The organism is Legionella nagasakiensis, assembly GCF_900639915.1.
GTDB lineage: Bacteria > Pseudomonadota > Gammaproteobacteria > Legionellales > Legionellaceae > Legionella_A > Legionella_A nagasakiensis.
On record NZ_CAAAID010000003.1, the window covers coordinates 66,621 to 90,208 of the forward strand.

Here is a 23,588-nt window from a genome sequence, read left to right on the forward strand (position 1 = left end):
CCCATAAGGAATATGCAGTTACATGACGGGCAAGAACTAAGAATTTACTATCAATGTTTTGTTCAGTAAATCAGCTTTTAATTGCTGATATAATGCCAAGAAAGTTTTACTGAAGACAAAACGTGGGTATTTTACTTTTTCCAGATCGGTCATCGTAATATCAAACGGAATATAAGACTGCTGTGATCGAAGGCGCTGAAAGATAGGGCAAATTGCATCAGCAGCTTTCGCAATTTTTGCTTCAAGACTTTCACCTTGCTCAAATTCATGCCATAACTCACGCAATTGTTGCCCAAATGGCGGATATATATCGGCAAGCTTTTGCAATGCTTCCGCTTCAATTTTTTCTTTTTCTTGCCGTGCTTTCGTATCAAAAGCAATGACATCGCCGGCGTAAATTTCCACAACATCATGAATCAGTGACAGTTTAATGGCCTTTAATTCATGTATGTTGGTAAACTCTTTTTTAAGTTCATCCATCAGAAGCATCGTGATCATACTGACCGACCACGAATGCTCAGCGGTGCTTTCTTTTCTATCGGGATGAGTCGTTGTATTCCGAAAAACAAGTTTAAGCTTGTTTAACTCTAAAATAAGTTGGTATATCTCTTGGATAGGTTGCATATATCATAAGCCAATAAACAAATGCTCCTATCATACCTCATTCTCTGTCTGCATCAAAAAGTTGGTCTATTATCATGATTAAGAGATTCTGGCTCTTTTCTTTTTGTTTCAGAACGCCTTGTTCTGGATAATACCTCGAAATTCGGTACTGGTATTTCGGTTTCTTGCTGAGCTTGGCGTAGCGTTTTTAAAGCACTGGTTGCTTTATGCCTATCCCCCTCTACCAGGGTTAGTGATATTTTTGCGGTGGTTGCCCCATGCTTATCACGTAACTCTTCAGGTGAAGATGAGCATTTCATGATGGATGCTATAGCATTTTTAATTCTATTAAATCCATCCGCTATGTAATGTGCACATGTCCAAAACCATTGACTTAATTTATTAATAAGATTGGACCAAATTCGTTGAGTGTCGCTCGGTGGGAAAATGACTTGAGATTCGAAATCCGGGATAGTTGCACGTTCAGTTGGAGTAAGCGTCTGATATGCGTTGGTTACAAAAGCACGTATTTTCCCCTGCAAAGACTTTTTACTATAAAGCCTGGCATAGTCAAATGCATTTAAACCATACGCTGTTTTCTCAAATGCTTTTGTCACCAGTTCTTTTGGGCGTTTGGCCAATTGCGATAACACCCATTCAACCATCTCCTCTTTACCATGACGAATCGCCAAATGCAATGCATTAAATCCAGCGCTATCTTTGAAAAACAATCGTTCTGGTTCTTTAGCCACCGCTTGCACATTGTGTTTGTGGCCACTGTAGAATGCATTTTTTAATAAAGTCAGCCAGATTTTTGCACTATAATTAAATGACTCTTGCTCCAGCTTTTCCAATAATATAAGTGCCGCATTCCCTTTTGCATCCATGGCAGCGTCTAAAGCAACTAGAAATTCATAACGTCTAACGGCATTTTTATCCAGATGGCTGACTATTTCATAAACAAGATCATCTCTATCGGCATTCACTGCTTTTTCTAAGGCTTTGAGCAGTTGGCTTTGGCGTAGTTCATCAGTGTTCGTATCATCACTTAAACTCACAGGAAGAAAATATTGCAAACAAGTGAGATTAGCATTTTGATATAATAAATATTCAAAAAGCGGATTGTTAATGAGCGCTCTTAGCTCCTCTGGGGTAAACCTGCTTAACTGTGAAATAATCACATCCTCGTCATTCGTTTGGATGGCCTGAATGAGGCGCTCCATACGCTCGTCCCCAAACTCTTCTGGCGGTGGGATCTTATCTGCATTTATTCTGGCGCACTCTAATAATGAGTTTCCTTCCCCATCCTTAATTAAAAAATGCAGTGATTGCACAGGCATCGTTGTGTCTAACTCAGCCAATGACTCACTTAATTCGGCATGTTCTTCACCAATCACCTGAATGCCTGCTATTAAAAATCCTTGAGATTTATAAAAATCTGCGACTTCGAATAACTTGTCAGTTAATTCATCCACGGAAAGTCCAGATAATTGCCCCGTAGGGTTATCCGCACTCAATAAATTCAAATCAAAGAGAGTCCAAGTACCACGGTCTTGATCATAACGAAAGCCAACGCCATGGCCATTCGCATTTAACATAAGCGGATATGGTTTATCTGACTTTTGAGTGCTTGCCAAAATCGATGTTAACCGAATTAAATAACTGCATAGCTCTGCTGGAGAAAACGCTCGAGTTAAACCATGAATTCTAGTCACAGCCGGATTTCGTTCGCCGCTAAAATCAGAAAAAAGTTTCAGCTTGGCGGCTATGTCCATTTGCCTTATTGCAGCTTCCCCAACCAGACTAACGTCGGAATGAGACGTTAGAAGTATCTTCTGCATTTGAAAAAATGCTTCTATCTCAGTCAGTTGATATTCTTCCTTGGTGATTGGCAGACCATTTTTTACTTTGGCACGTACCGCAGCAATGCTTTCAACCAGCGCCTTAGGTGAATCAAGATAGGTGCCTAAGGTAATGAGTCGCGCTTCAAAAGAAGGCAAATCACGAGCAAACATGGCATTCATCCACATCCCCACTCCACCGTAACAAAGCCCATGGGGATCAGACATTGAAAACATTTCGGCCATCTTACCTAAGATGCTATGAGAAAACATCACTATACTCAGCATAATTGTTTGTATATTATACACAAAATTGATAGTTTTATGAAAATTCAATGACCTTAGTCGCTGTCGCAAAATAGGCGATTTCCGTATCACGTTGAAATTTTTAAAGATTTGTTATAAAACTCATGGCTAAATATCTTTATAAGATTCAATGCATTTTGCCTGTGGTATTCGTTTTGTTAAAGCAAATAAATTTTAAAATTAGCACACTATTCGTTCATTGTGATACAATTTTAATATATAACGCTACTTCGCGGGATTAATTTGAGCTTTTCAATAGAAACAAGAGATGGACAGCTTATTTTTAATAATTCATTTTCTGATGCTGTTATCAAGCAACTGAGTTTTAGAATGGTGGGTGAAGGAACGACTGCACGCACGTCGTTAACAATTAATACCTCAGATGAACGAATCATTGGTCTTTTTGAAACAAGCGGTGGGATCCGAATGGGGAGCGGGGCATCGATAGAAACAGCTTCACAAGCGTCTCTCATCAAACTTCTTGAAGACTCATTTCAACAGGCAAATATGGGGTTTCCGCCATTAGAAATATATGAAGCATTAAATGTCCCAGAACCATCTCCAGCAGAGCCTTTTGAGATGGTTGAGGCAATGGCGGAAGCGCTGACCGCAGTTCATGGTTTTTTTGGGGTAAGAGGAGGTGTAGGCGCAGGCGCGGGGGCTGTTAGTGTGCTGGCAGAGCTCAGAGATTTTCTACAGCATGTGGCGGAGGGGAGACAAGATGAAGCAAACGCCTTATTAACCCCAACACATGCCAATATCCAAACCTTATTGCGAACACCAGGTGTTTTTACCGACTATTCGGGAAGAACGTTCAATTGTACGGCTTATGAATATGCTTATTGGGCTAAAGACACCCACATGTGTCTAATGCTAGCAGAGCATATGGATGAAGAAACCAAAGCTTATTTGTTAGCTCGCATCTATGCAATGGAAGCGACAGGACTCACTTATCAGCAAAACGGTGCAGAACATCGCAGCCCCCATTTTGATTTCACCCCCCTCAAAGAAGCCTATCAGCGCTACCTTGATGGCTATGATGGGTGGTTTGCCGCCCAAAATTGGGCGGCGATAGATACTGCCTGGTGCGATGTAGGTAAAGCGCAGCGCGATGTTCCTGCTCATGTAGCTCAAGAATATTGCCGACCAGACCGCTCGTTTGACCCGAGGCCCGAGTTCAACGAAGCGACATTACCGCGGCTGTTAACTTTTTATAACTGGGCAACTGGACGTGATGATTCTTGGTTTCCTCTAGCGACTTCTAATTCTGGTCTTGGTTTCGATTTTACATTAATACGTGCGCTCGTGGGCAGCGAGCGGGCGAGCACCGGCGCGGGGTGGATTGCGAGCAGGCATGCACAGGCTGATTTGGCGGCTGTTAGCCACCTAGATGACGTGAGAACTGTCGATCTCACGCAGTTGCGTGAACGTTTAAAACCACCGGCATTATCGCATAGTATGAGCCTTTGATTGCAGCTCAGTAAAAACAAGCATCACGAGGGGGTTAAATTTGGGTGCCAATTTCAAATCGGCAGAGCGCGACACCGACATTTTATCCACAAAATCTGTGGATAAGACTGTGTTTAAATGGCGGAACATCTTATAAAATAAGAGTATTCAAGAGGTGCTTAGGTAATTTTCAGTGTGAAGTAACAGATAAACAACCTGTTTGTTGGTAACCATTATGTTTATTGCCCTAACATTTTTAACCGCTGTTCGTAGGCTTCTTCTGCTTCCTCAGAGAGGTCGCTCACGCGTGTTAAAACTTCTGTTGGCAATTGCTGGAAAAAACCAAGGCCTTTGCCAGCAGCGCCCTCATGACGTATTTTGTCAATCATCATTAGATTATTAATGGTTCTTGCTAACCGATACTCGGCTAAAATGGGTAATTGCGCCGGAGCAACCGCTCTTTGGCTCACTCGTTGGATACCGCGTTCTGGTGTTTCTTGTTTAAACAAAACAGAATCGGCCAAATCCGTCTCAGTTAAGGCAATGGCGTAAGGCCCCACAAAAAATGAATCTCCATGAATGACATTCGCCCCTATTTTCATGGTAAATCCAAAAGGAATTTGAAATGCCGCAAAGCTAAAGCGGCCATCCCCTAAATTAACTCCAAGAATCAGTGCCCCTCCGCAATCACGGGATAAGGGCGTAAACACATGAGCGAATGGATGGGTTTCAACAAACAAACCACCCCCCCCTGCTACGTTCATCACGTATTGCTCAATATAATCTTTATCAAAATCATATTGCACCAAATAAAGCTCTTCCAATTCTTTATGAGCAACGGGGTCAATGGTTACAGGATCTTTTAGAGAAATCAGCTCTGCTCCATAATGCTTTAAGAAAGATGGCGGTACAGCAAGCGCATTCATTTTAGGAATATCTACCAGTTTTATGCCTTTAGGAATTAACAACACACCCAACCCACCAAATACACTAGCATCGCTGCCACTTCTTGCTGCTTCTACAGAGCGATGTTTCCACGTTGCCTCAACAACTAACTCTTCAGGCTCTGTGGGCTCAGCATCGTAGCTGATGGGCAAATCGTCCGCTTGTAAACCCGTGACCGCTAATAAATCAACTTGCGTCCCTGCTCTCAGGATCGCATGAGCTTCGGTTGATTTCATTAAAGGCCTTACCGGGTTATCAGGGTTTCGTCTATCCACCATCGTCGATTTTAGCCCATGCTCATGACCGGCAACCACCTCATCATCTAATTTACTTTTCATGCACATAGCACATCGGCATATATCACTGTGTGTTTCTGGTCTACCAGCTCCGGCAGAAGTTGCTGCACTGTGTTCAGTACTTCTCGCCGTTAATCCATCACTAATTTTTTTGGTTGATGCTCCTGAAGTACCCTTAGATTCAGGCATGATCATGCTCCATGATTAATCTCTATGAATAATTATAGACCAATCATGGGTTTGTTTGTATTTTGATCTTATTGGTTGAATTATTAATAAATTTTATGTGTATTAAATAATACGGTGCATGAGAGCTTGCAGGGTTGTCTTTTTTGCTGTCTTAAATATAGCTATTGATTTATCTATTCCCAGCGGCATTTTTGGCAGGCTAAATCAAGCCGTTATGAGTTTTGAATTTAGAAAGAACAGATAAAAAGATCGATATTATGTCATTATTTAAAAATATCGATTATAAATAGATAAGTATGTTCCATCATTTTCCATATCAATCAAGGCATTATTGATTCGATTTATGAGTTGAATACTATTGATGTTTGCCAAGATTCCATAACCCATGCCAATTGATATAGGAGCACCGACGTATTTAAAATTTTCTGGGTTATTATCGACCCAATAGGAAGCGTCAATATAGTCAAACATAATAACGTCAATTTTATGATTCTCTAAATCATGTAACATGTCTTGTTGTTCTGTGTAGGTAATCACATTAACATTATTGTATTTTTCCAATAACAGATTTTGAAATATAGTACCTTTTTCAACACCAATGCGTTGCCCTGTATTGAGGTTATTGCTATTTATATTAGAATCGGCATTTGTGAATAATTGTGCCTTAGTTTGCAAATAAGGTAAGCTAAATAAGAAATATTTAAGTCTTGCTTGGGTAATGAAGAATCCATTTATTCCTAAATCCACTGTTCCAGCCTGGACAGCTATCATAATGTCATTGAATGACATCGCCTTATAAATACACGACGCATTAATGCGACGACAGACTTCATCGACAATATCAATTTCAAACCCAACAAAAACACCATTATTACTAGCTTGCATTTCCATAGGAGGATCAAAAGGTGCAGTAGCAACAATGAGTTGTTCGGCGAATAATTTGGAACACATCAAAAAAGGGAAAAGTAAAATGACTAGTATTTTCATAAGTAATGTGCTTCATGTTCCAATGACATTTAATAGTCTAGACGAAATGATCTATCTATCCAAGAGTCACTGCAGCGTTGAAGAAATAACTTGAAGTGTCATAAAAAACCCTACTTATTTATTTTGTATCTATTTTAATCATATATAATGGCAATTAACATTTTATTAATAACTGACATAACCTAAAAAATATGATGATATAAAAGAAATCATTGCACAGGAGATGGGTCATGAGGGTATTAATTGTTGGTGCGGGCATTGCCGGTTTAAGTTTGGCAGCACTGCTAAAGCAGCGTGGTTTGGAACCTACCGTAATAGAAAAGTCAGCATCATTTGGCGCCGTAGGTTATATGCTTGGATTATACCCAACCGGTGCAAATGTATTGCGAGCTATGAATTGCTATGATCAATATCTTGAAACCTCGGTGCCTGGTAAGGTGTATGAAGCTTATACAAGTGAAAATAAGCTACTTAAGCAATTTTCTTTTGCGCCAATGGTAGAGCAATATGGTCCTTATCAATTAATTACCCGCTATGAATTATTGGATATTTTGCATCAAGCCTGCGGTGATTTGAATATTCATTTTAATACCGAAGTATCTTCCTTGATTCAGAAAGAACAAGAAGTTGAAATCCAGTTCAACGATCAAACCAGATCCAGCTTTGATTTTGTCGTTGGTGCTGATGGACTGCATTCTCAAATCAGAAGTCTTATTTTAAGCAGCAATGAATATCAATATTTCAATACTGGCTGGGGTGGCTGGGTATGGTGGTCTCAAGAAAAAACATTACCAGAGCACACTATTCAGGAATTCTGGGGTCAAGGTACTTTTTTAGGCGCTTATCCAGTAAAAGGAAAAGTGGGTCTTATTGCAGCAATCGATTCTCCCTCAGCAGAAAAAGCACTCGAAGGTGGTAAAAGCCGGAAAGCATTTATTTCACAAAAATTTGCCAGAGTTTTTCAGCAACACCCAGATTTTTTAAATGATTTGGCTCCAGATCAAGAACCTGTATTCTTTTGGGCTTTAAATGATCAGCGTGCTACAACCTGGCATAAGGGGCGGGTGGTACTGGTTGGTGACTCTGCTGCTGCTTTTTTACCGACTGCCGGTGTTGGAGCCTCTATGGCATTAGAATCAGCTGCCGTTTTAAATGACATTTTATCTCGAACCAGTATCGAATTTATCCCGCATGCATTAAACTTATTTGAGAAACGCCGTAAAGCAAGGGTGGAAGGCGCCCAGAATGACTCACGTAAATTAGCAAAAATGATGTTTGTCAGCTCATCCTGGTCAGCATGGATGAGAAATTATTTTACCAAGATGATGTCCATTCAGTCCTTAATGAAAAGCATCATGAAAGGTTTTGATGAGCCCATTTAATGCTTTACTTTATCATTAAATTATATTTATCATTCAATGAATTATGCTCATACGTGTTTGGTAGTAGGAGTATATGAAAAAAACGCTTTTATTTTTTCTCTCTATTTTTTCATTTTATTTAGAAAGAGGCGTTTGTAATAATGTCTCATCGATAGCTAATAGTGACCAGCCCCCTATTGAAGGAAACTTTGCTCTTCCTGGCTCCCAACAACCTGGCCCTTTTCTTTCATTTGGACAAAACATTATCGGAAAAAATCAACTTCAAATAGACTTCGACCCTGGTTATTTACGCCAGAATCCCAGCTCCTTTTTAACGCTAAGTACATCATTTCTTTACGGTTTAAGCGATACCGCTTCAATTTTTTTTACGCTTCCTGTAGCTGCTAAGTATACTGATGGTTCTAACCATTCTTCAGGGTTATCCGATGTAAACTTGCAGGGAGAATATGCTTTTTATGATCATTCAAATAAGAGAGCAACAGAACAAGCAACGATTGTTGCAGCCATCACCTTCCCAACAGGGTCACCCACTAAAAATCCTCCAACCGGAAATGGCACATATGATTTTTTTATAGGCAGCACTTATAACCGTACTTTTGTTGATTGGTTATGGTTTATTTCCCCGGGAATTAACTGGTTTGCAGTCAAGAATCATAACCTTATGGGAACGCAATATTTATATCAATTCGGAATAGGAAAAAACTTTCAAAGTCAACGCAATCAATTTATCTGGTCAGGTTTATTGGAATTGGACGGCGTCTATTCTGAAAAAAATAAATTATCTGGAAGAACAGATCCAAATTCGGGTGGCAACATCATCAATATCACGCCCTCCGTATGGTATTCTACCCAGACATTGATTATCCAATGTGGAGTTGCCTTTCCGCTGGTTCAACATTGGTATGGGAATCAAAGTAAAACAAATTATTATGCTACAGCAACGTTGACTTGGACGATTGATTAGCCATATTTATTTAGAAATATCAGTCAATTCTGTGCAGTATTCATAGTATGGCCTGATATTTTATTCTGGCGATTGAACACACAATAAGATAGATTAATAAAATCATTTTGATTCTTGGACAACAATATGGCATTTTTTATAGGCAAATCTTCCCGGAAAATAAAACATGCTTTTAATGAATCTTCACTGGAACAATTAGAATCATTAAAAAAACAATATAATGCCACCTTGGCAAAACTATATGGACGTCAACAATTGAAGGAAACGTCATTGCATCAATGCACCACCCAACTGGTTGAGCAAAAATCACAATTGGCAAAACTTCAATCCAGAGAACAGGAAATTATTCATCAAGAAGAAGAAAGAAGACAAGCACTGGCTGATAGCCTTGACGATCGATCCGTTGATAATTATCTCATCCGAAGCGCCTTACTGAGCTATTCTCCCATGGTTGCCTATCAGAATGAGATACAACGTATTTCTGCAAGTATCCGCCAGTTAAATGAGCAAGCTAACGACACTAGAATTCATTTCGTCGCACTTGCAAAACTCATAAGAGCAGAAGAGCGCGAATTAAATATCCTAAATCCTATTTTACAGCAGAAAATCCTGGAAGCAGAAAGAGACTTGATCTCTCAATCAATCATTAGCTAACAGCCCTCTATTCCAAGGATAAAAAAATCAAAGCCATAATGGCAAAGATCATCCCCATACCTTGTTTCCAGGTAATACCTTGTTTTAAAAAAAGGACGCAAAATAACAAGGTAATAAAAGGGTACATGGAGGTAATTAAAATAACAGGCATCGCTGGCCCTTTTCGTAAAGCCATAATAAAAAAAACACAGCCAATACCATTCGCCAGACCGTTCAATAAACCGTAAGCACTTCCTTTCGTGGAGAATTCCGGTTTAAACCCTAAAAGAAATAAGGCAATGATTCCAGCCACTAACACACCAAGGCTTGAATAAAAAACAGTAGAAAGCGGTTGAATTAAACTTGATGCTTTTGCGCCCCAATATCCCCAAACACCATATAAAAATAACGAAATAAAAGCTGGCAAATACCAAGCATGAATGGTCATAGTGAATCCAGACGCCTAAGAATGTGGCATTATAATGCATTTATTCAATCTTGCGTATCTATAAACTTATAGACACTCACAAGCCTATAAACGAGGTTCTGCTTTAGCTTAGAGAAAATTTCCGCTCTTTTGGGGGAGGATGGATTTTGGCAAAATTATAGGGAAATATCTTGTGAAATAATTTTAATTTCCTCCTCCTGAAGATGAGCAAAAATTAAAGTATATTCCGGTACCTCAAGCCATGTTGTTGTATCTTCTGTAAGAGGTTCCGAGGCAATAATAATGCTTGAATTGCTTTTACCCCCTTTCATTTTGTATTCACCATCATAATAACCATAACGTTCGCCATAAGTGTACCATAGTGAATGGTAGGTAAAATGGCTAGACATGGGTGCATTTTCCGGCATCCAACCATAATCGAGCACAAATCGGGTAGCCGCTATGAATTCACCATTGGTAATAAAAAGATTAACTGGCGAATTAATTGCTATATCATGTTGATGACGAACAAGTTTGAGTATTTTTAATGTTGAAATGATTGCATTAATAATGTCTTCTACTGCATAAGTGCCTTGGGGATTGAGTTGAGACAAAAAAATAGCATAAATCCATTCACTGTCGGTCGTGCCTTTTATGAATTTTTTATAATCATCTTTGATGTATTCTAATAGATCATAACGCATTTGGTTAAAATTATAGAGTGACCCATTATGGGCTAAGGCGATATTCGAATCTGGAAACACGAACGGATGAACATTTTGGTTTGCTACCACTTGAGACTCTTGATAGGAAACACCACGTAAATGCGCGAGCAGGCAATGTGGAGAAATTTTTTCTGCCAAATTCCGCAAGTTTTCATCATAAAATGGCAATTGAGGTGTTTTATACAAATACGGTTTTGATGCGTTACATGAAGTACGTTCCCAAGCGGCCATCCCAAAACCCGCCAAATTAAGCAAATAAGACATATATTTTGGATGATAGCTTTGTTTAATAAATGAATTATCAGGCTTATACAGCAAGTCTTCCACCATTGCGGGGCGGCCAAGATAGGACAATATTCTACACATGCGCTTTCACCTGTTATACGCTTCAATATGCAGTCTGATATCCAGTTTGTTAATTGATTTGCTAAGCGCTACGATGGATTCACAAATCAGATTAAATAATTTGTACCACAAAGCGGGATAATGTAATGCAAAAAAATCAAGTGCTTTTTCTGGAATCTTTAATAATACTGCTGCCTCACAAGTCATGAAGGTAATGGTAAAGTCAGAATCATGATCAATGCAGGCAATGCTTGCAAATAATGACCCTGGCCCAATAACCGATAATTTAGCAAGTTTCTTATCTTGCATAATACTAGATTGCACCGCACCATGAAGAACAACAAAGCAGGATGGATTTTTTTCTTCTTCATGAATCAAAATACAATCTTTTGGCGCTTCTAAAAAAATAGTATGTGTAAATAAAACATTAAAATCATCTTCCGTAAGCTCATGGAATAATAGTTTTTCTTTTAATAATTCCTGATTTGACTCACAATGCAATGATCCTAATGATTTTGGTTGTGTCAACGTATGAATCACTCGACCAAAAAGCGATAAAGTAACCATATCAGAGTGAGATATAAATGCACTTGCCTTATCATGAATCCGTTTCAATCGACGACAAATCTGAATGCTAATGGCTTTAAGAATTTTATATTTTGTCTCTGGGAAATAAGTGGCTAAAAGTTCGAAATAAATGGATGTGATATGCAAACATTCAACACGTTCTTGAGCTACAGCCGAAGTTGTACATGGACTCTTTTCAATAAAGCAGGTTTCTCCAATAAAATCGCCAGAACCCAGTGTTTCTATTTTTTTAATGCTTTCCCCTAAAATCCTTGCTATTAAATTTACTTGCCCTTCAACAATAAGATAGAACCCTTCTATAAGCTTACCTTGCTGTATGATAATCTCATTTGGTTCAAATATAATCAAATCGCAATGTCTGACCATATTTTCTAATTCATCATGCGTTAAACAGTGTCTTAAGACACTGTTTTCCAACGGTTTAATTTGCGCTTCTAATTCAGTCTCATTGATGAAGCTAGATTTCCTATTCATATTGATATTCCCATTGCCTGCATTGTTCAGCCACCACTTTCGGGAATTCTTGGAATTTTTTAAATATTTTTTTTAAAAAAATTACATCACTTTTATTATGAATCACCCCATCTCTAAGTCTTGCAATGTAATTGCTACTTCCAAGCTGCTGCGTGTATTGATCTATTTTTTCTATGGTATCGAGTACATCCTCTAAAATCGAATAATGCTGATTCACATAAGGGTCAATAAACATACCATGAAGGCCAAATCGACTGGCCTGAAAACGGTTGTAATTATATAAATAATACAAATCATGCGAGATAAGTTCAGGCTTTTCTACCAAAAGATAAAGAGCTAATGCCTGGACGTAAGCAGCAATAGCAACTGATTTTTTTATAGTAAGCGGTGTATCAAATACCCGTATTTCTACGGTTCCAAATTCTGGCTTTGGCCTGATATCCCAATAAATATCCTTCATGGTTTTTATGATTTCCCAATCCCTCATTTTATAAAAATAGTTAGAAAACTCTTGCCAATTTTTAAAATAAGGCATCACACCACTTGATGGAAATGAACTAAAAATAGAAGTACGTGAAGAAAAATAACCCGTATCAATTCCCTGATAAAAGGGGGAGGAAGCACTCAAAGCGATAAATTGCGGCACATATCTTGCAAAAGCATGAGTTAAATAAATTGCATCATCACCGCTTTTACAACCAATATGAATGTGCTGACCAAACACCGTTGCTCGTTTACTTAAATAACGAAATCGGCGAGCAATTCTTCTATACCGTTTAGATGGGTATATTTTTTGCATTGACCATGGTTGGAAAGGATGTGTTCCGCCTCCACAAAAGCAAATATCGGTATTCATGGTTTTGAGCTTTAAAAAAGATTGTAACTCCAATAATTCTCTCAATAGCGTCATTGGTGAATGATGAATGGATGAATTTATTTCTATCATGCTTTGAGTTATTTCAGGTTTTATTCTTTTTTTATAGTCTTTTTCATTTAAATGTCTAAATAATTCTTTTGCACGAGAAATTAGAGAAAAATCATGAACATCAATAATTTGAAATTCTAATTCAACACCGATAGAAACCATCTTGGATGCTTTAAACGGTAAAACCTTCATATCATTCCTTGATTATTATTAATGGATTTCTGACAATCTTGCTTATATAAAGTATAGTTGATGATCACATGAGTCGATTTTGAAAAATCATGCAAAAATACTTGATTAAAACAAAACACCTTGGTTTACGCTTTATAACAAAAGAAGATATTCATTATCTTGAAGAGCTGGATAATGATCCGAAAGTGAAAGAATATTTTCCTTCGGGAACATTAGACCGTGAGGAATTACAACAACTTATAGAAGATTATCTGTCCAACTGTGAACGTCGCAATCTACCTGCTTTTGTGATTTTTAAACAAGATACTGATCAGTTTGTAGGAAGAGCTTATTTTGATAACTATGAAACAGGTGAAATAAAAATCGGGTATCTGTTTCATAAGGCTTATTGGGATAAAGGATATGCAAGTGAAGTATTATGTGCCTTATTAGACTGGGCTAAAGATCATATTGATGCCGAATACATTCTTGCCTACGCCGATAAGGATAATGACGCCTCTTTTCGTGTGATGGAAAAGTGCGGTATGACCTATTATAAAACTGGCATATATAAAGGCATGGACAGTAAATTTTATCGAATAAAAAATAAATAATCATTGTTAACACACCTACTTCAGGCAAAAAAAGTAAATGACATTTCGCAGCACATGCTCGCAGATCTTAAGTTGCTCCTTAGTGACGTATTCATTCGGGCGATGAGCTTGTTCAATTTCACCAGGACCGCAAATAAGCGTTGGAATATGAGCGCGTTGAAATAATCCGGCTTCAGTGGAATACGACACTTTAAAGCGCGCTCTCTCTCCGGTGATAATACGAACTAAACGTGTAATTGGCTCATCTTCAAGTGCAGTAAAACCGGGAGCATCTGAAATTAAATCCAGATAAATTGCTGCCTCTGGATACACACGTTGCATTTCAGGAAGCAATGTATCATTTATGTGGTTTTCAATTTGGCTGCGTAAATTTTCAAGTGATGTTTCCGGAATATAGCGTATCTCAAAAATAAACTCACAATTGCCGGGAATAATATTGTTTGCTTCCCCTCCACTGATGATGTTCGTTGTAATGGTTGTAAACTCTACGTCAAAATCATTATCAAAAGGTCCCTTCTTTTTTAAATGCTCCGCTATGTTCTTAATATAACAAATCAAGCGAGAGGCATATTCAATTGCATTACAGCCTTGGAGCGTTAATGACGAATGCGCTGCCAACCCTTTAATTTGGCAGTGATATACTTGCCTGCCCTTATAACCAACAATGGGGCGCATTCCAGATGGCTCCCCTACAATACATGCCTCTGGATGAATTTCAGTATTCTTTATGTGCTCTAATAAATAAGGGACGCCTAAACAGCCGACTTCTTCATCACAAGTAAAGGCAACATGAACAGGCTTTTTTAATTTTAATGTTTTAAATTCTGGTAACAACGCTAAGATAACCGCAAGAAATCCTTTCATATCACAAGTTCCGCGGCCATAGATTTTCCCATGGCGTTCCGTTGCAACAAATGGATCAGTATTCCATACTTGACCATCTACCGGCACGACGTCCGTGTGACCAGATAAGATAATCCCACCCTGTCTTTCCCCATTTATTGTCGGTAACGTTGCAAATAAGTTGGCTTTATTCTTGGTGCTTCCCAAAATAATCTGAGAAGCAATATGATAACGCGCACACCAGGCTTCAATGACTTCAATCAATGGTAAATTGGTATTGCGTGAAGTCGTATCAAAGCTTATCAAGCTTGTAAGCCATTGTAGTGCGTCCATGAAACCCTTCCTCGGTCTTTTAATTATGGCTAAACATCTTGTCCACATAATGTGGTGAAGTATAGCTCACTTAAATGAAGTCGAAATTGATTCTTGATCTTAAGTCGTATAAAAGCGATTATTTTGGTTTTTGCAAGTGGAGTTGATGTGGAACACGAAACAATGGAATATGATGTACTCGTTGTCGGAGCTGGTCCTTCTGGACTAGCCGCCGCAATCAAACTCAAGCAATTAGCAGCAGCTCAGAATAAAGACATCAGCGTTTGCATCCTTGAAAAAGGGGCGCAAGTGGGCGCGCATATTCTATCTGGGGCAATATTAGAGCCTCGCAGCTTACAATCCTTGCTTCCTGATACCTGGCAGAAAGCCCCTTTGGATTCTCCAGTCATGCAGGATCAATTTTATTATATGACCCAAAAACGTATTGTCCGCCTGCCTACGCCCAAACCAATGCATAACCAGGGAAATTTTATTATCAGTCTTGGTGATTTATGCAAGTTCCTTGCTGCCCAGGCTGAAACATTAGGTTGTGAAATCTATCCTGGATTTGCCGCAACCGATATTCTATATAATGGCAATGGTGAAGTTATTGGCGTTGCAACAGGAAATGTTGGTATTGATAAAGCAGGCAATAAAACAGCAAATTATCAACCTGGCATGCATCTACATGCAAAACAAACACTTTTTGCGGAAGGCTGTCGAGGCCAATTAAGTCTCAATTTAATGAATCGCTTTCAATTATGTCAAAATGTTCAGCCGCAAACCTACGGCTTGGGAATAAAAGAAATATGGCAAATTCTGCCCGAAAAACATCGCCAAGGACTTGTCATTCATACGGTGGGATGGCCCCTTGATCATAAAACCTATGGTGGATCTTTTATCTATCATCTTTCCAACCATCGTGTTGCTATTGGGTTTGTTGTCGGGCTTGATTATCGAAATACCTGGCTAAATCCGTTTGCAGAAATGCAGCGCTTCAAAACCCATCCTTTTATTAGGAACACATTGACTGGTGGAGAACGCATTGCCTATGGAGCACGAGCTTTGAATGAAGGCGGCTGGCAATCCATACCAAAACTAACCTTCCCAGGTGGTGCGTTAATAGGTGACGCCGCCGGTTTCTTGAATGTGGCAAAAATAAAAGGCATTCATACTGCTATGCAATCAGGCATGTTTGCTGCAGAAGCGTGCTTTGATGCTTTATCAAAAAATACACAAGAACCAATTGAACTGATTAGTTATTCCGAAAAAATTAAACAGTCTTGGGTCGCAAAGGAGCTTTACAAAGTACGTAATATTCGGCCAGGTTTTCGCTACGGATTATTTGCCGGATTGGTTAATGCCGCTTTTGAAACATACATCCTGTGTGGAAAATCGCCTTGGACACTTGCAAATCACGCCGATCATTTAACCTTACAGCTGGCAAGCAAGTCAAAAAAAATCAATTACCCAAAACCTGACGGCATATTAACCTTTGACCGCTTGTCGTCCGTCTATTTATCCAACACATTTCATGAAGAAAATCAGCCATCTCATCTAAAACTACGCGATAAATCATTAGCAATAACGGTCAACTACAAATTATATGCCTCTCCAGAGACCCGTTACTGCCCTGCCGCAGTCTATGAAATTGTACAGGAATCTTCTGGGCCGCGATTACAAATTAATGCGCAAAACTGCATTCATTGTAAAACTTGTGATATTAAAGACCCACGACAAAATATTGTCTGGTATGCGCCTGAAGGAGGCGGAGGCCCAAATTATGTTAGTATGTGATAAAGTAAGTCATCTGTTTTTTAATCTCATGTAATAATATTTAACCAAAATAACATCAAGGAAAATTGTCACGGTTTTTTTAACCTGCATTGATTAGAATGTGTTTGTTATTTATGAATGATGATTGTAGACTCTCTTTTTCACCGTCCCAGTGGCACAGCTGGATAGCGCAGCCCCCTCCTAAGGGGCAGGTCGCAGGTTCGAATCCTGCCTGGGACGCCATTTCTGCAAAACGTATCAATAAGCATTAAAATTGATAAGCCGGTTAGATAGTGCGATAATACGCGCAAATTATTACCAGTCGTTTTACTATGAGCAAAATTAAATGTGCGGTTATTGGCGTAGGCTATCTTGGACGGTTTCATGCCCAGAAATATCATTCTTTAAAGGATGATGCGGAACTTCTCGCCGTTTGTGATGTTAATCCAGACGCTTGTGAAGCCGTTTCAAAAGAACTTAATGTGCCCGCTTATCTGAATTACCGTGATTTGTTTGGTCAAGTGGAGGCAGTTAGTATTGCAGCCACAACAAATACTCATTATGACATTGCTAAAGACTGCCTCGAACACGGCATCCATGTTTTATTGGAAAAACCAATGACCGAAACCGTCGCTCAAGCAAAAGAACTAATAGCATTAGCATCCAGGCAAAAGGTAAAACTTCAAATTGGACACTTGGAGCGATTTAATGCAGCACGACTTGCACTTGATGCTCATCTTGATCAACCGTTATTCATTGAATCTCAGAGACTGGCCCCCTTTAATCCACGAGGAACAGATGTAAATGTGATCCTGGATCTAATGATCCATGACATTGATATCATTCAAACCATTGTTCGAAGCCCTATAAAAAACATTGAGGCTCAGGGTGCACCTGTCTTAACCAAATCCATTGATATCGCCAATGCACGCATTACATTTGAAAATCACTGCGTTGCAAATGTTACTGCCAGCCGTATCAGTTTTAAAACCGAAAGAAAAACCCGCATCTTTCAAAAAAATTCCTATATTTCCATTGATTATCAAAACAAGCAATTCGCCGTTTTTCAAAAAGGGGAAGGTGAAATGTTTCCTGGTATTCCCGAAATTACGCGTCATCAATCTGCGTTTGAAAAAGGTGACGCTCTAATGGAAGAAATTAAGGCTTTCATTCAATGCATCCAACAAGATGGTAATCCACTCGTCACTGGCGAAGAAGGATGTGCTGCTTTATCGACTGCGGAAAAAATAACCTCATTGATTAATAACAATTTGATTGCAAGACATGCAATTGGTTAAGAGACTAGTCATTGTTGCCGGCGAAGAGTCCGGTGATATGCATGCAGCATCCCTGATTCGGGAATTAAAAACCAATCACCCTGCTCTGCAGATTAGTGGGATTGGTGGACAGCATATGAAAGAAGCAGGAGCTCATCTTGTTAGTGATCTGGCTCGCTTTGGTGTCACTGGTATTTCAGAAGTAGTACGCCATCTTCGGGTTATAAAAAAGGCATTTGAAGACATTAAATTTCATTTACAAGAAAACAAACCAGATTTACTGATTCTGGTTGATTATCCAGGCTTTAACCTTCGCCTAGCCAAATTTGCCAAACACGCTTTAGGTATTCGTACCCTATACTATATCAGTCCTCAAATCTGGGCTTGGAAAGCAGGCCGTATCAAAGCCATTCGAGACTGTATCGATCGCATGGCTGTTATATTTCCTTTTGAGAAAAAATTGTATGAACGCGCTGGCGTCCCGGTGAATTACGTGGGTCACCCTTTGGTAGAAAAAATTAACAATTGCCCTGATAGGCACACAGCACGACGTTCCCTTAGCTTACCGGAGAATAAACGCTTAATCGCTATGCTTCCTGGCAGCAGAACTCATGAAATAGAACGCCACATGCCAATATTGGTGAGTACTGCGCAAAACCTAACTTCAGAATTCAACGATTTGCATTTTATAATCCCTGTTGCCAGCACAATTAGTCATGGGCGGATTAAGAACTATTTTTCAAATCATTCAATTAATTATACCCTAATCCAGGGCAACGCCATGATCGCAGTTGCTAGCAGTGATTGCGCCATCGTAGCATCAGGAACTGCTTCACTGGAGTGCGCCTTGTTAGAAAAGCCAATGTGCATCATTTACAAAGCCTCTTTATTAACTTATCTGGCAGCCTCTAAGTTGATTAAAGTAAACTATTTAGGCTTATGTAATTTATTACAAAATAAAATGATTGTCCCGGAGTTATTGCAATATGATTGCAATTCCTTAGAGTTAACTCGCATTATCTCTGAGTTATTGGATAATCAAAATGCAGCCCATCGCATGACCAAACGTTTACAACATCTTAAAGCTTTGCTTTCAATTCAACAGGCTGACTGTAAGATAAGTACATTGATTGAACGCGAAATGAATATTTAGGACGTTAAAGAGATATTCAACTTCTTCACCAAATAAATATCATAGAAAAAGAACCAAATTTTTAAGGCCAATTTATAGATGACAAAACCTAATAGAATCTAGCTTATCATTTATCCTTCATGTACAATAAATCAATGCTTTCATTACAATTGAAAGCGCTTGGAGAGTTTGATTTAAACTAAGATAAGGAAGTTACGATGAATGTCACTGAAATACAAACCAATAGCAACGTCAAACAAGAGCAAGGACTTCAGGATTTAGTTTATACGCTTGTTAGCCGCTTTCTGGCTGAAAATAAGAACAAATCCATTGACGGCCTATATGACATGATTCTATCTGAAGTAGAACCCCCTCTTTTACAGGCGGTTATGGAAAAACGCCGAGGAAACCAACTGCAAGCCGCAAAAATGTTAGGGATTAGCCGCGGAACCATCAGAAAAAAATTACAACGTTATTTTGGAACCAAATATTTCCGCCTGACCGAGGAATAATACTTATATCCTAGAAGAAAGGTCCATATTATGGACCTTTCTTCTTTAATAATGTGATTAAAAGTAGCATCGAACGCAAATTGTGGTAATGAAATACCTCCTCCGGATGTTACAACTGTTGGAAATGTTTATTACGAGTGGATTTCTTTCTCAAAAAACATCTTTTCTATTATGAAAAAATGAAACGATATGTTCTGTAAATATTTTTGGCTGTTCCCGATGAAGCATATGACCACAATCAGGAATAATCTCAAATTGAGCATTAGGTATACGGTCTACAAGTAGCTTTGAGTGTTTAATAGGAGTTATTAAATCATCTTGGCCAACTATCACAAGAGTTGGGCATTCAATATTGGCAATTTCATCTAAAGTATTATGCTTTAATAGCGAATGTACTTGGCCAACATAACCATCATACGATTGTGGATACGGATCCTGCTTGATTCGAGTTAGTTCTGATTGAATATTTGATTCGCTTTCTAAAAAAGAGTTACCATAAATCCAGGGGAAAACTGTCTCTAGAATTAAGTCTTGGTTAATACCAGAATCAATCAATTTTATTATTGATTCTATATGTATTTGGGCTGTTTTAGGCAGTTTAGCAATTGAACTTGCAATAACTGCCGCCTTTACTTTCTCAGGATAATTAATACAAAGTTTTTGTGTTATGGCTCCACCCATTGAATGACCGACCACAAAAGCAGAAGAAATTTGACAAAATGTCATTAATTCAGCAATATCTTTTGCCATAGCATCAATAGAGTACTCTTTTTTTGGTTGGCTACTTTGCCCTGCCCCACGATTATCAAGAGTAGTAACACGGAAAAATTTAGATAAATTATTAACCATTAATGACCAAATGTTATGGTTTGTGGTCAATCCTCCTATCAAAATTAAATCAGGTCCCGTACCAGTAGTCTCATAATAAATGTTAATATTATTAGCTTTTATTATTGTCATAATCCATCTCTATTCAAAGTTTTTGTCTTTACAGAGAATTCTATCCATAAGAAACTGCATCTTTACAATCTACATAACAATGCAACAAAAAGGACTAGAAAGCGGTTTTTCGTTTTCTAGAGTCTCCTCTTTTCTGGAAAAATGTACCTGACAAAGAGTAAGTAACGGGCTCAGTTAATTTTTTTATTGGCATGCTAATTTCCATCCAAGTACAGTCATACCATTATACATCATATTTCGCAGAGCTTAAGAGCGGCTTTAAAGCTTAAAAAAATAGGCTGCAATACGATGCAGCCCACGAGAATAAGACCATTATTAAGAGGCAACAAGCAATTGATTAATACGGCGAACAAAATCGGCAGGATTATCGAGTTGGCCGCCTTCTGCCAAAACAGCCTGCTCAAAAAGAACCACCACCCATTGCGCAAAACGATCATCATCTTCCATGGCATGCAAACGTTTTATCAAAGCGTGTTCAGGATTAATTTCAAAAATGGGTTTTGCTTCAGGCATTTTCTGACCTGCGGCCTGTAAGATTCGTTGCATTTCAAACCCCATATCTTGTTCATCTGCCACAACACAGGCCGGAGAATCCGTCAGACGAGTTGTGATATGAACGTCTTTTACACGCTCGCCTAGAATCTCTTTGATTTGTTTTAGCATCGGCTCAAGTGTCTTTTCTTGCTTCTCAACTTCTTTTGTATCTTCCAAATCAACTTTACCTTTGCTGATGGATTGTAATTTTTTACCATCAAACTCGCTTAAATAACCAACCAGCCATTCATCAACCCGGTCACTCAGCAATAAAACTTCGATGCCTTTCTTTTTGAAGATTTCCAGGTGTGGGCTGTGTTTGGCTGCATTATAACTTGAGGCTGTGACATAATAGATTTTATCCTGACCTTCTTGCATACGATCAACGTATTCTTTAAGCGATATGGTTTGTTTTTCCGAATCATTCGCTGTTGTTGCAAATCTTAGTAATTTGGCCACCGCTTCACGATTAACAAAATCTTCAATTGGACCTTCTTTTAATACCAGGCCAAACTCATCCCAAAATCGTTGATATTTTTCAACGTCATCCTGACTCATTTTTTCAAGCATGGACAGAATACGTTTAGTGCACGCTGCACGAATACTATCCACTTGTTTATTGTCTTGCAGAATTTCACGTGAAATATTTAAAGGCAAATCACTGGCATCCACGATCCCTTTCACAAAACGTAGATAGCGTGGTAAAAATTGGGTAGCATCATCCATAATAAACACACGTTTGATGTATAATTTTAAACCATGCTTCACCTCTTGTTGCCATAAGTCAAAAGGAGCATGACTTGGAATGTATAAAAGGCTAATATAGTCCTGTTTCCCTTCGACGTGATTATGCGACCAGGCGAGTGGCTCCTGATAATCATGCGAAATATGCTTATAAAGCTCCTTATATTCATCGTCAGAAATTTCGGATTTTTGTAATGTCCAAAGGGCGGTTGCTTTATTTACAGTTTCATATTCCTCTTTTTTTTCCTTTTTATCTTTGTCGGCTTTATCTTCTTCGGTTAATTTTTTCATGACAATCGGCCAACAGATATGATCAGAATATTTACTTATAATACTTCGTAACCGCCAATCGCTTAAAAATTCCTCTTCATCGTCCTTCAAATGCAAGATGATTTGCGTACCACGCGCTTCTCTGGTTTCCTGACCGATGGTAAACTCTCCTTCTCCATTCGACTCCCACACAATCCCTTCTTCAACCGATAGACCCGCCCGACGACTTTTAACCGTTACCTTATCGGCGACAATAAATGCGGAATAAAAACCCACACCGAATTGACCAATCAGCTGGGAATCTTTTGCTTTTTCACCGGACAAATGACTTAAAAATTCTTTCGTGCCAGATTTAGCAATGGTTCCTAAATTCTCTATTGCCTCATCTCTACTTAAACCAATTCCGTTATCGGTGATGGCGATTGTTTTAAGTTTTTCATTGAATTCAATGGCAATTTTAAGATCTGAATCGCCTTCATAAAGTTCGCTGTTGGCGAGAGCTAAAAATCGCAATTTATCCAGAGCGTCAGACGCATTTGAGATCAACTCACGTAAAAAGATTTCTTTATTGCTATATAACGAGTGAACAACCAAATGAAGCATTTGCTTTACTTCAGTCTGAAAACCCATTGTTTGTTGCTTAGCCACCATTAATCAATCTCCTCAATATGTACTCAGGATTTATGAAAAATTCCAATCTCTGCGTAAATCCTGATGCTGTGAATAAACAAGGTATATGAGGGTAAAAAATCAAAATTTCAAGGGGCACGAGCTGGGCGAGTTTGTGGCACCATCCCAACTCGGGGGCGGTGCATAAAAATTGTAATGGTATCACTGGTCTTAAGGACTTTGCTTTTTTCATTAACAACTTGAACAGCAAGCGTATGGGAACCACGATTCATATCCCGTAATGCAAAAACAGTGGTTGCCTGGGGTTCACCCAACGGCATGCCATCAAAAATCATTTGCAACTTATCACCAGTTTTTAATTCTGGTTCTAATTGAATATTTACAGCAACATATCCTTGATTGTTGCGTATGGTTTCCTGATCTTTAGGCGCAAGAATAGTGATTGTGTAATCCGTTAAAGACTCAGTAGCCTCATCCGCAAGAGATGGGCTGTCCGGAGAAGGAAGAGGAGAAGAAAACGTCTGTACTTCAGGCAATTCTACTTTTTCCGCACCCGGATGCGGCTTGTCGCTGAAGTGTACATTACCACTGCTGTCTGTCCATTTATAAATTTGCGCCTGCAATGGACTTATCATAATAAGAAAACAAAGAAGCAGTATTTTCATACTAAATATTCCTTTCGGCCTTCAGTTATTCTTGTAAGAAGAGGTCTGAGATAGACCTCTTCTTACAAG

At 38.8% G+C, this 23,588-nt stretch carries 21 protein-coding genes and 1 tRNA gene; 10 read left to right on the plus strand and 12 right to left on the minus strand.

Features of this window, described 5'->3' with window-relative positions; translation table 11 throughout:
- Positions 1–36 precede the first annotated feature (36 nt).
- Both E1O52_RS03275 and E1O52_RS03280 read right to left on the minus strand, forming a co-directional pair.
- Positions 37–624, minus strand: a complete 588-nt coding sequence (locus tag E1O52_RS03275; protein ID WP_133127281.1) for an HD domain-containing protein — start codon at positions 622–624, stop codon at positions 37–39.
- A 53-nt stretch (positions 625–677) separates the two neighbouring features.
- A complete protein-coding gene (locus E1O52_RS03280; RefSeq protein WP_133127282.1) occupies positions 678–2,732 on the minus strand; it encodes an ankyrin repeat domain-containing protein in 2,055 nt (684 codons plus the stop codon).
- Between the two features lie 261 nt (positions 2,733–2,993).
- Here E1O52_RS03280 and E1O52_RS13270 point away from each other — a divergent pair, with 261 nt between their 5' ends.
- Entirely contained in the window at positions 2,994–4,220 is a 1,227-nt protein-coding gene (locus E1O52_RS13270; RefSeq protein ID WP_207384168.1) for a hypothetical protein, read from the plus strand.
- A 218-nt stretch (positions 4,221–4,438) separates the two neighbouring features.
- Here the strand turns inward: E1O52_RS13270 and E1O52_RS03290 are convergent, their stop codons facing one another.
- The gene (locus tag E1O52_RS03290) at positions 4,439–5,629 is read right to left on the minus strand and encodes a hypothetical protein (RefSeq protein ID WP_207384169.1); all 1,191 of its coding nucleotides are present in this window, start codon (positions 5,627–5,629) and stop codon (positions 4,439–4,441) included.
- A 267-nt stretch (positions 5,630–5,896) separates the two neighbouring features.
- The gene (locus tag E1O52_RS03295) at positions 5,897–6,616 is read right to left on the minus strand and encodes a transporter substrate-binding domain-containing protein (protein WP_133127283.1); all 720 of its coding nucleotides are present in this window, start codon (positions 6,614–6,616) and stop codon (positions 5,897–5,899) included.
- Positions 6,617–6,846: 230 nt separating this feature from the next.
- On the opposite strand from E1O52_RS03295, the gene E1O52_RS03300 reads away from it, so the two are divergent.
- The 3 genes from E1O52_RS03300 to E1O52_RS03310 all read left to right on the plus strand — a co-directional run bounded on the left by E1O52_RS03300 (position 6,847) and on the right by E1O52_RS03310 (position 9,616).
- The gene (locus tag E1O52_RS03300) at positions 6,847–7,998 is read left to right on the plus strand and encodes an FAD-dependent oxidoreductase (protein WP_133127284.1); all 1,152 of its coding nucleotides are present in this window, start codon (positions 6,847–6,849) and stop codon (positions 7,996–7,998) included.
- Between the two features lie 73 nt (positions 7,999–8,071).
- Positions 8,072–8,962 carry a hypothetical protein gene (locus tag E1O52_RS03305; protein WP_133127285.1) on the plus strand — a complete coding sequence of 297 codons (891 nt, stop codon included), beginning with the start codon at positions 8,072–8,074 and terminating at the stop codon, positions 8,960–8,962.
- 126 nt (positions 8,963–9,088) lie between these two features.
- A complete protein-coding gene (locus E1O52_RS03310) occupies positions 9,089–9,616 on the plus strand; it encodes a hypothetical protein (RefSeq protein WP_133127286.1) in 528 nt (175 codons plus the stop codon).
- Positions 9,617–9,623: 7 nt separating this feature from the next.
- On the opposite strand, the gene E1O52_RS03315 is transcribed toward E1O52_RS03310, so the two are convergent.
- The 4 genes from E1O52_RS03315 to E1O52_RS03330 form a co-directional block, all read right to left on the minus strand.
- Positions 9,624–10,043, minus strand: coding sequence for an EamA family transporter (locus E1O52_RS03315; protein ID WP_133127287.1), 420 nt, complete (start codon positions 10,041–10,043; stop codon positions 9,624–9,626).
- Positions 10,044–10,198: 155 nt separating this feature from the next.
- A complete protein-coding gene (locus tag E1O52_RS03320; RefSeq protein WP_133127288.1) occupies positions 10,199–11,113 on the minus strand; it encodes a class II glutamine amidotransferase in 915 nt (304 codons plus the stop codon).
- A gap of 6 nt (positions 11,114–11,119) precedes the next feature.
- A complete protein-coding gene (locus E1O52_RS03325) occupies positions 11,120–12,154 on the minus strand; it encodes a Crp/Fnr family transcriptional regulator (RefSeq protein WP_133127289.1) in 1,035 nt (344 codons plus the stop codon).
- A complete protein-coding gene (locus tag E1O52_RS03330) occupies positions 12,147–13,271 on the minus strand; it encodes a YbdK family carboxylate-amine ligase (RefSeq protein WP_133127290.1) in 1,125 nt (374 codons plus the stop codon). The genes E1O52_RS03325 and E1O52_RS03330 overlap by 8 nt, the downstream gene beginning before the upstream one ends.
- An 89-nt stretch (positions 13,272–13,360) precedes the next feature.
- Between E1O52_RS03330 and E1O52_RS03335 the strand changes: the two genes are divergently transcribed.
- Positions 13,361–13,864 carry a GNAT family N-acetyltransferase gene (locus E1O52_RS03335; RefSeq protein WP_133127291.1) on the plus strand — a complete coding sequence of 168 codons (504 nt, stop codon included), beginning with the start codon at positions 13,361–13,363 and terminating at the stop codon, positions 13,862–13,864.
- 15 nt (positions 13,865–13,879) lie between these two features.
- Here E1O52_RS03335 and argE read toward each other — a convergent pair whose 3' ends face one another.
- Positions 13,880–15,040 carry an acetylornithine deacetylase gene (argE, locus tag E1O52_RS03340; protein WP_133127292.1) on the minus strand — a complete coding sequence of 387 codons (1,161 nt, stop codon included), beginning with the start codon at positions 15,038–15,040 and terminating at the stop codon, positions 13,880–13,882.
- Between the two features lie 147 nt (positions 15,041–15,187).
- Here argE and E1O52_RS03345 point away from each other — a divergent pair, with 147 nt between their 5' ends.
- From E1O52_RS03345 to E1O52_RS03365, 5 genes are all read left to right on the plus strand, one after another.
- Entirely contained in the window at positions 15,188–16,816 is a 1,629-nt protein-coding gene (locus tag E1O52_RS03345; protein ID WP_133127293.1) for an electron transfer flavoprotein-ubiquinone oxidoreductase, read from the plus strand.
- Positions 16,817–16,961: 145 nt separating this feature from the next.
- Positions 16,962–17,038, plus strand: a tRNA-Arg gene (locus tag E1O52_RS03350).
- 89 nt (positions 17,039–17,127) lie between these two features.
- Positions 17,128–18,093: a Gfo/Idh/MocA family protein gene (locus tag E1O52_RS03355; protein ID WP_133127294.1), complete on the plus strand. Its 966-nt coding sequence runs from the start codon at positions 17,128–17,130 to the stop codon at positions 18,091–18,093.
- A complete protein-coding gene (gene lpxB / locus E1O52_RS03360) occupies positions 18,080–19,225 on the plus strand; it encodes a lipid-A-disaccharide synthase (RefSeq protein ID WP_133127295.1) in 1,146 nt (381 codons plus the stop codon). The genes E1O52_RS03355 and lpxB overlap by 14 nt, the downstream gene beginning before the upstream one ends.
- Before the next feature lie 197 nt (positions 19,226–19,422).
- Positions 19,423–19,716 carry a helix-turn-helix domain-containing protein gene (locus E1O52_RS03365; protein ID WP_133127296.1) on the plus strand — a complete coding sequence of 98 codons (294 nt, stop codon included), beginning with the start codon at positions 19,423–19,425 and terminating at the stop codon, positions 19,714–19,716.
- A gap of 150 nt (positions 19,717–19,866) precedes the next feature.
- Here the strand turns inward: E1O52_RS03365 and E1O52_RS03370 are convergent, their stop codons facing one another.
- From E1O52_RS03370 to E1O52_RS03380, 3 genes are all read right to left on the minus strand, one after another.
- Positions 19,867–20,676: an alpha/beta fold hydrolase gene (locus E1O52_RS03370; RefSeq protein WP_133127297.1), complete on the minus strand. Its 810-nt coding sequence runs from the start codon at positions 20,674–20,676 to the stop codon at positions 19,867–19,869.
- Between the two features lie 315 nt (positions 20,677–20,991).
- Positions 20,992–22,875, minus strand: coding sequence for a molecular chaperone HtpG (gene htpG, locus E1O52_RS03375; protein ID WP_133127298.1), 1,884 nt, complete (start codon positions 22,873–22,875; stop codon positions 20,992–20,994).
- A gap of 107 nt (positions 22,876–22,982) precedes the next feature.
- Positions 22,983–23,519: a DUF4124 domain-containing protein gene (locus tag E1O52_RS03380; protein ID WP_133127299.1), complete on the minus strand. Its 537-nt coding sequence runs from the start codon at positions 23,517–23,519 to the stop codon at positions 22,983–22,985.
- Positions 23,520–23,588: the final 69 nt, after the last annotated feature.

Excerpts from the sequence above, each read along its gene's own strand:
- E1O52_RS03275 (WP_133127281.1), bottom strand. The coding sequence starts at position 624 with ATGCAACCTATCCAAGAGATATACCAACTTATTTTAGAGTTAAACAAG.
- E1O52_RS03290 (WP_207384169.1), bottom strand. The coding sequence starts at position 5,629 with ATGCCTGAATCTAAGGGTACTTCAGGAGCATCAACCAAAAAAATTAGT.
- htpG (WP_133127298.1), bottom strand. The coding sequence starts at position 22,875 with ATGGTGGCTAAGCAACAAACAATGGGTTTTCAGACTGAAGTAAAGCAA.
- E1O52_RS03355 (WP_133127294.1), top strand. The coding sequence starts at position 17,128 with ATGAGCAAAATTAAATGTGCGGTTATTGGCGTAGGCTATCTTGGACGG.
- E1O52_RS03310 (WP_133127286.1), top strand. The coding sequence starts at position 9,089 with ATGGCATTTTTTATAGGCAAATCTTCCCGGAAAATAAAACATGCTTTT.
- E1O52_RS03305 (WP_133127285.1), top strand. The coding sequence starts at position 8,072 with ATGAAAAAAACGCTTTTATTTTTTCTCTCTATTTTTTCATTTTATTTA.
- E1O52_RS03370 (WP_133127297.1), bottom strand. The coding sequence starts at position 20,676 with ATGACAATAATAAAAGCTAATAATATTAACATTTATTATGAGACTACT.
- E1O52_RS03325 (WP_133127289.1), bottom strand. The coding sequence starts at position 12,154 with ATGAATAGGAAATCTAGCTTCATCAATGAGACTGAATTAGAAGCGCAA.
- E1O52_RS03295 (WP_133127283.1), bottom strand. The coding sequence starts at position 6,616 with ATGAAAATACTAGTCATTTTACTTTTCCCTTTTTTGATGTGTTCCAAA.
- E1O52_RS03315 (WP_133127287.1), bottom strand. The coding sequence starts at position 10,043 with ATGACCATTCATGCTTGGTATTTGCCAGCTTTTATTTCGTTATTTTTA.
- argE (WP_133127292.1), bottom strand. The coding sequence starts at position 15,040 with ATGGACGCACTACAATGGCTTACAAGCTTGATAAGCTTTGATACGACT.
- E1O52_RS03365 (WP_133127296.1), top strand. The coding sequence starts at position 19,423 with ATGAATGTCACTGAAATACAAACCAATAGCAACGTCAAACAAGAGCAA.
- E1O52_RS03330 (WP_133127290.1), bottom strand. The coding sequence starts at position 13,271 with ATGAAGGTTTTACCGTTTAAAGCATCCAAGATGGTTTCTATCGGTGTT.
- E1O52_RS03280 (WP_133127282.1), bottom strand. The coding sequence starts at position 2,732 with ATGCTGAGTATAGTGATGTTTTCTCATAGCATCTTAGGTAAGATGGCC.
- E1O52_RS03335 (WP_133127291.1), top strand. The coding sequence starts at position 13,361 with ATGCAAAAATACTTGATTAAAACAAAACACCTTGGTTTACGCTTTATA.
- E1O52_RS03380 (WP_133127299.1), bottom strand. The coding sequence starts at position 23,519 with ATGAAAATACTGCTTCTTTGTTTTCTTATTATGATAAGTCCATTGCAG.
- E1O52_RS03300 (WP_133127284.1), top strand. The coding sequence starts at position 6,847 with ATGAGGGTATTAATTGTTGGTGCGGGCATTGCCGGTTTAAGTTTGGCA.
- E1O52_RS03320 (WP_133127288.1), bottom strand. The coding sequence starts at position 11,113 with ATGTGTAGAATATTGTCCTATCTTGGCCGCCCCGCAATGGTGGAAGAC.
- lpxB (WP_133127295.1), top strand. The coding sequence starts at position 18,080 with ATGCAATTGGTTAAGAGACTAGTCATTGTTGCCGGCGAAGAGTCCGGT.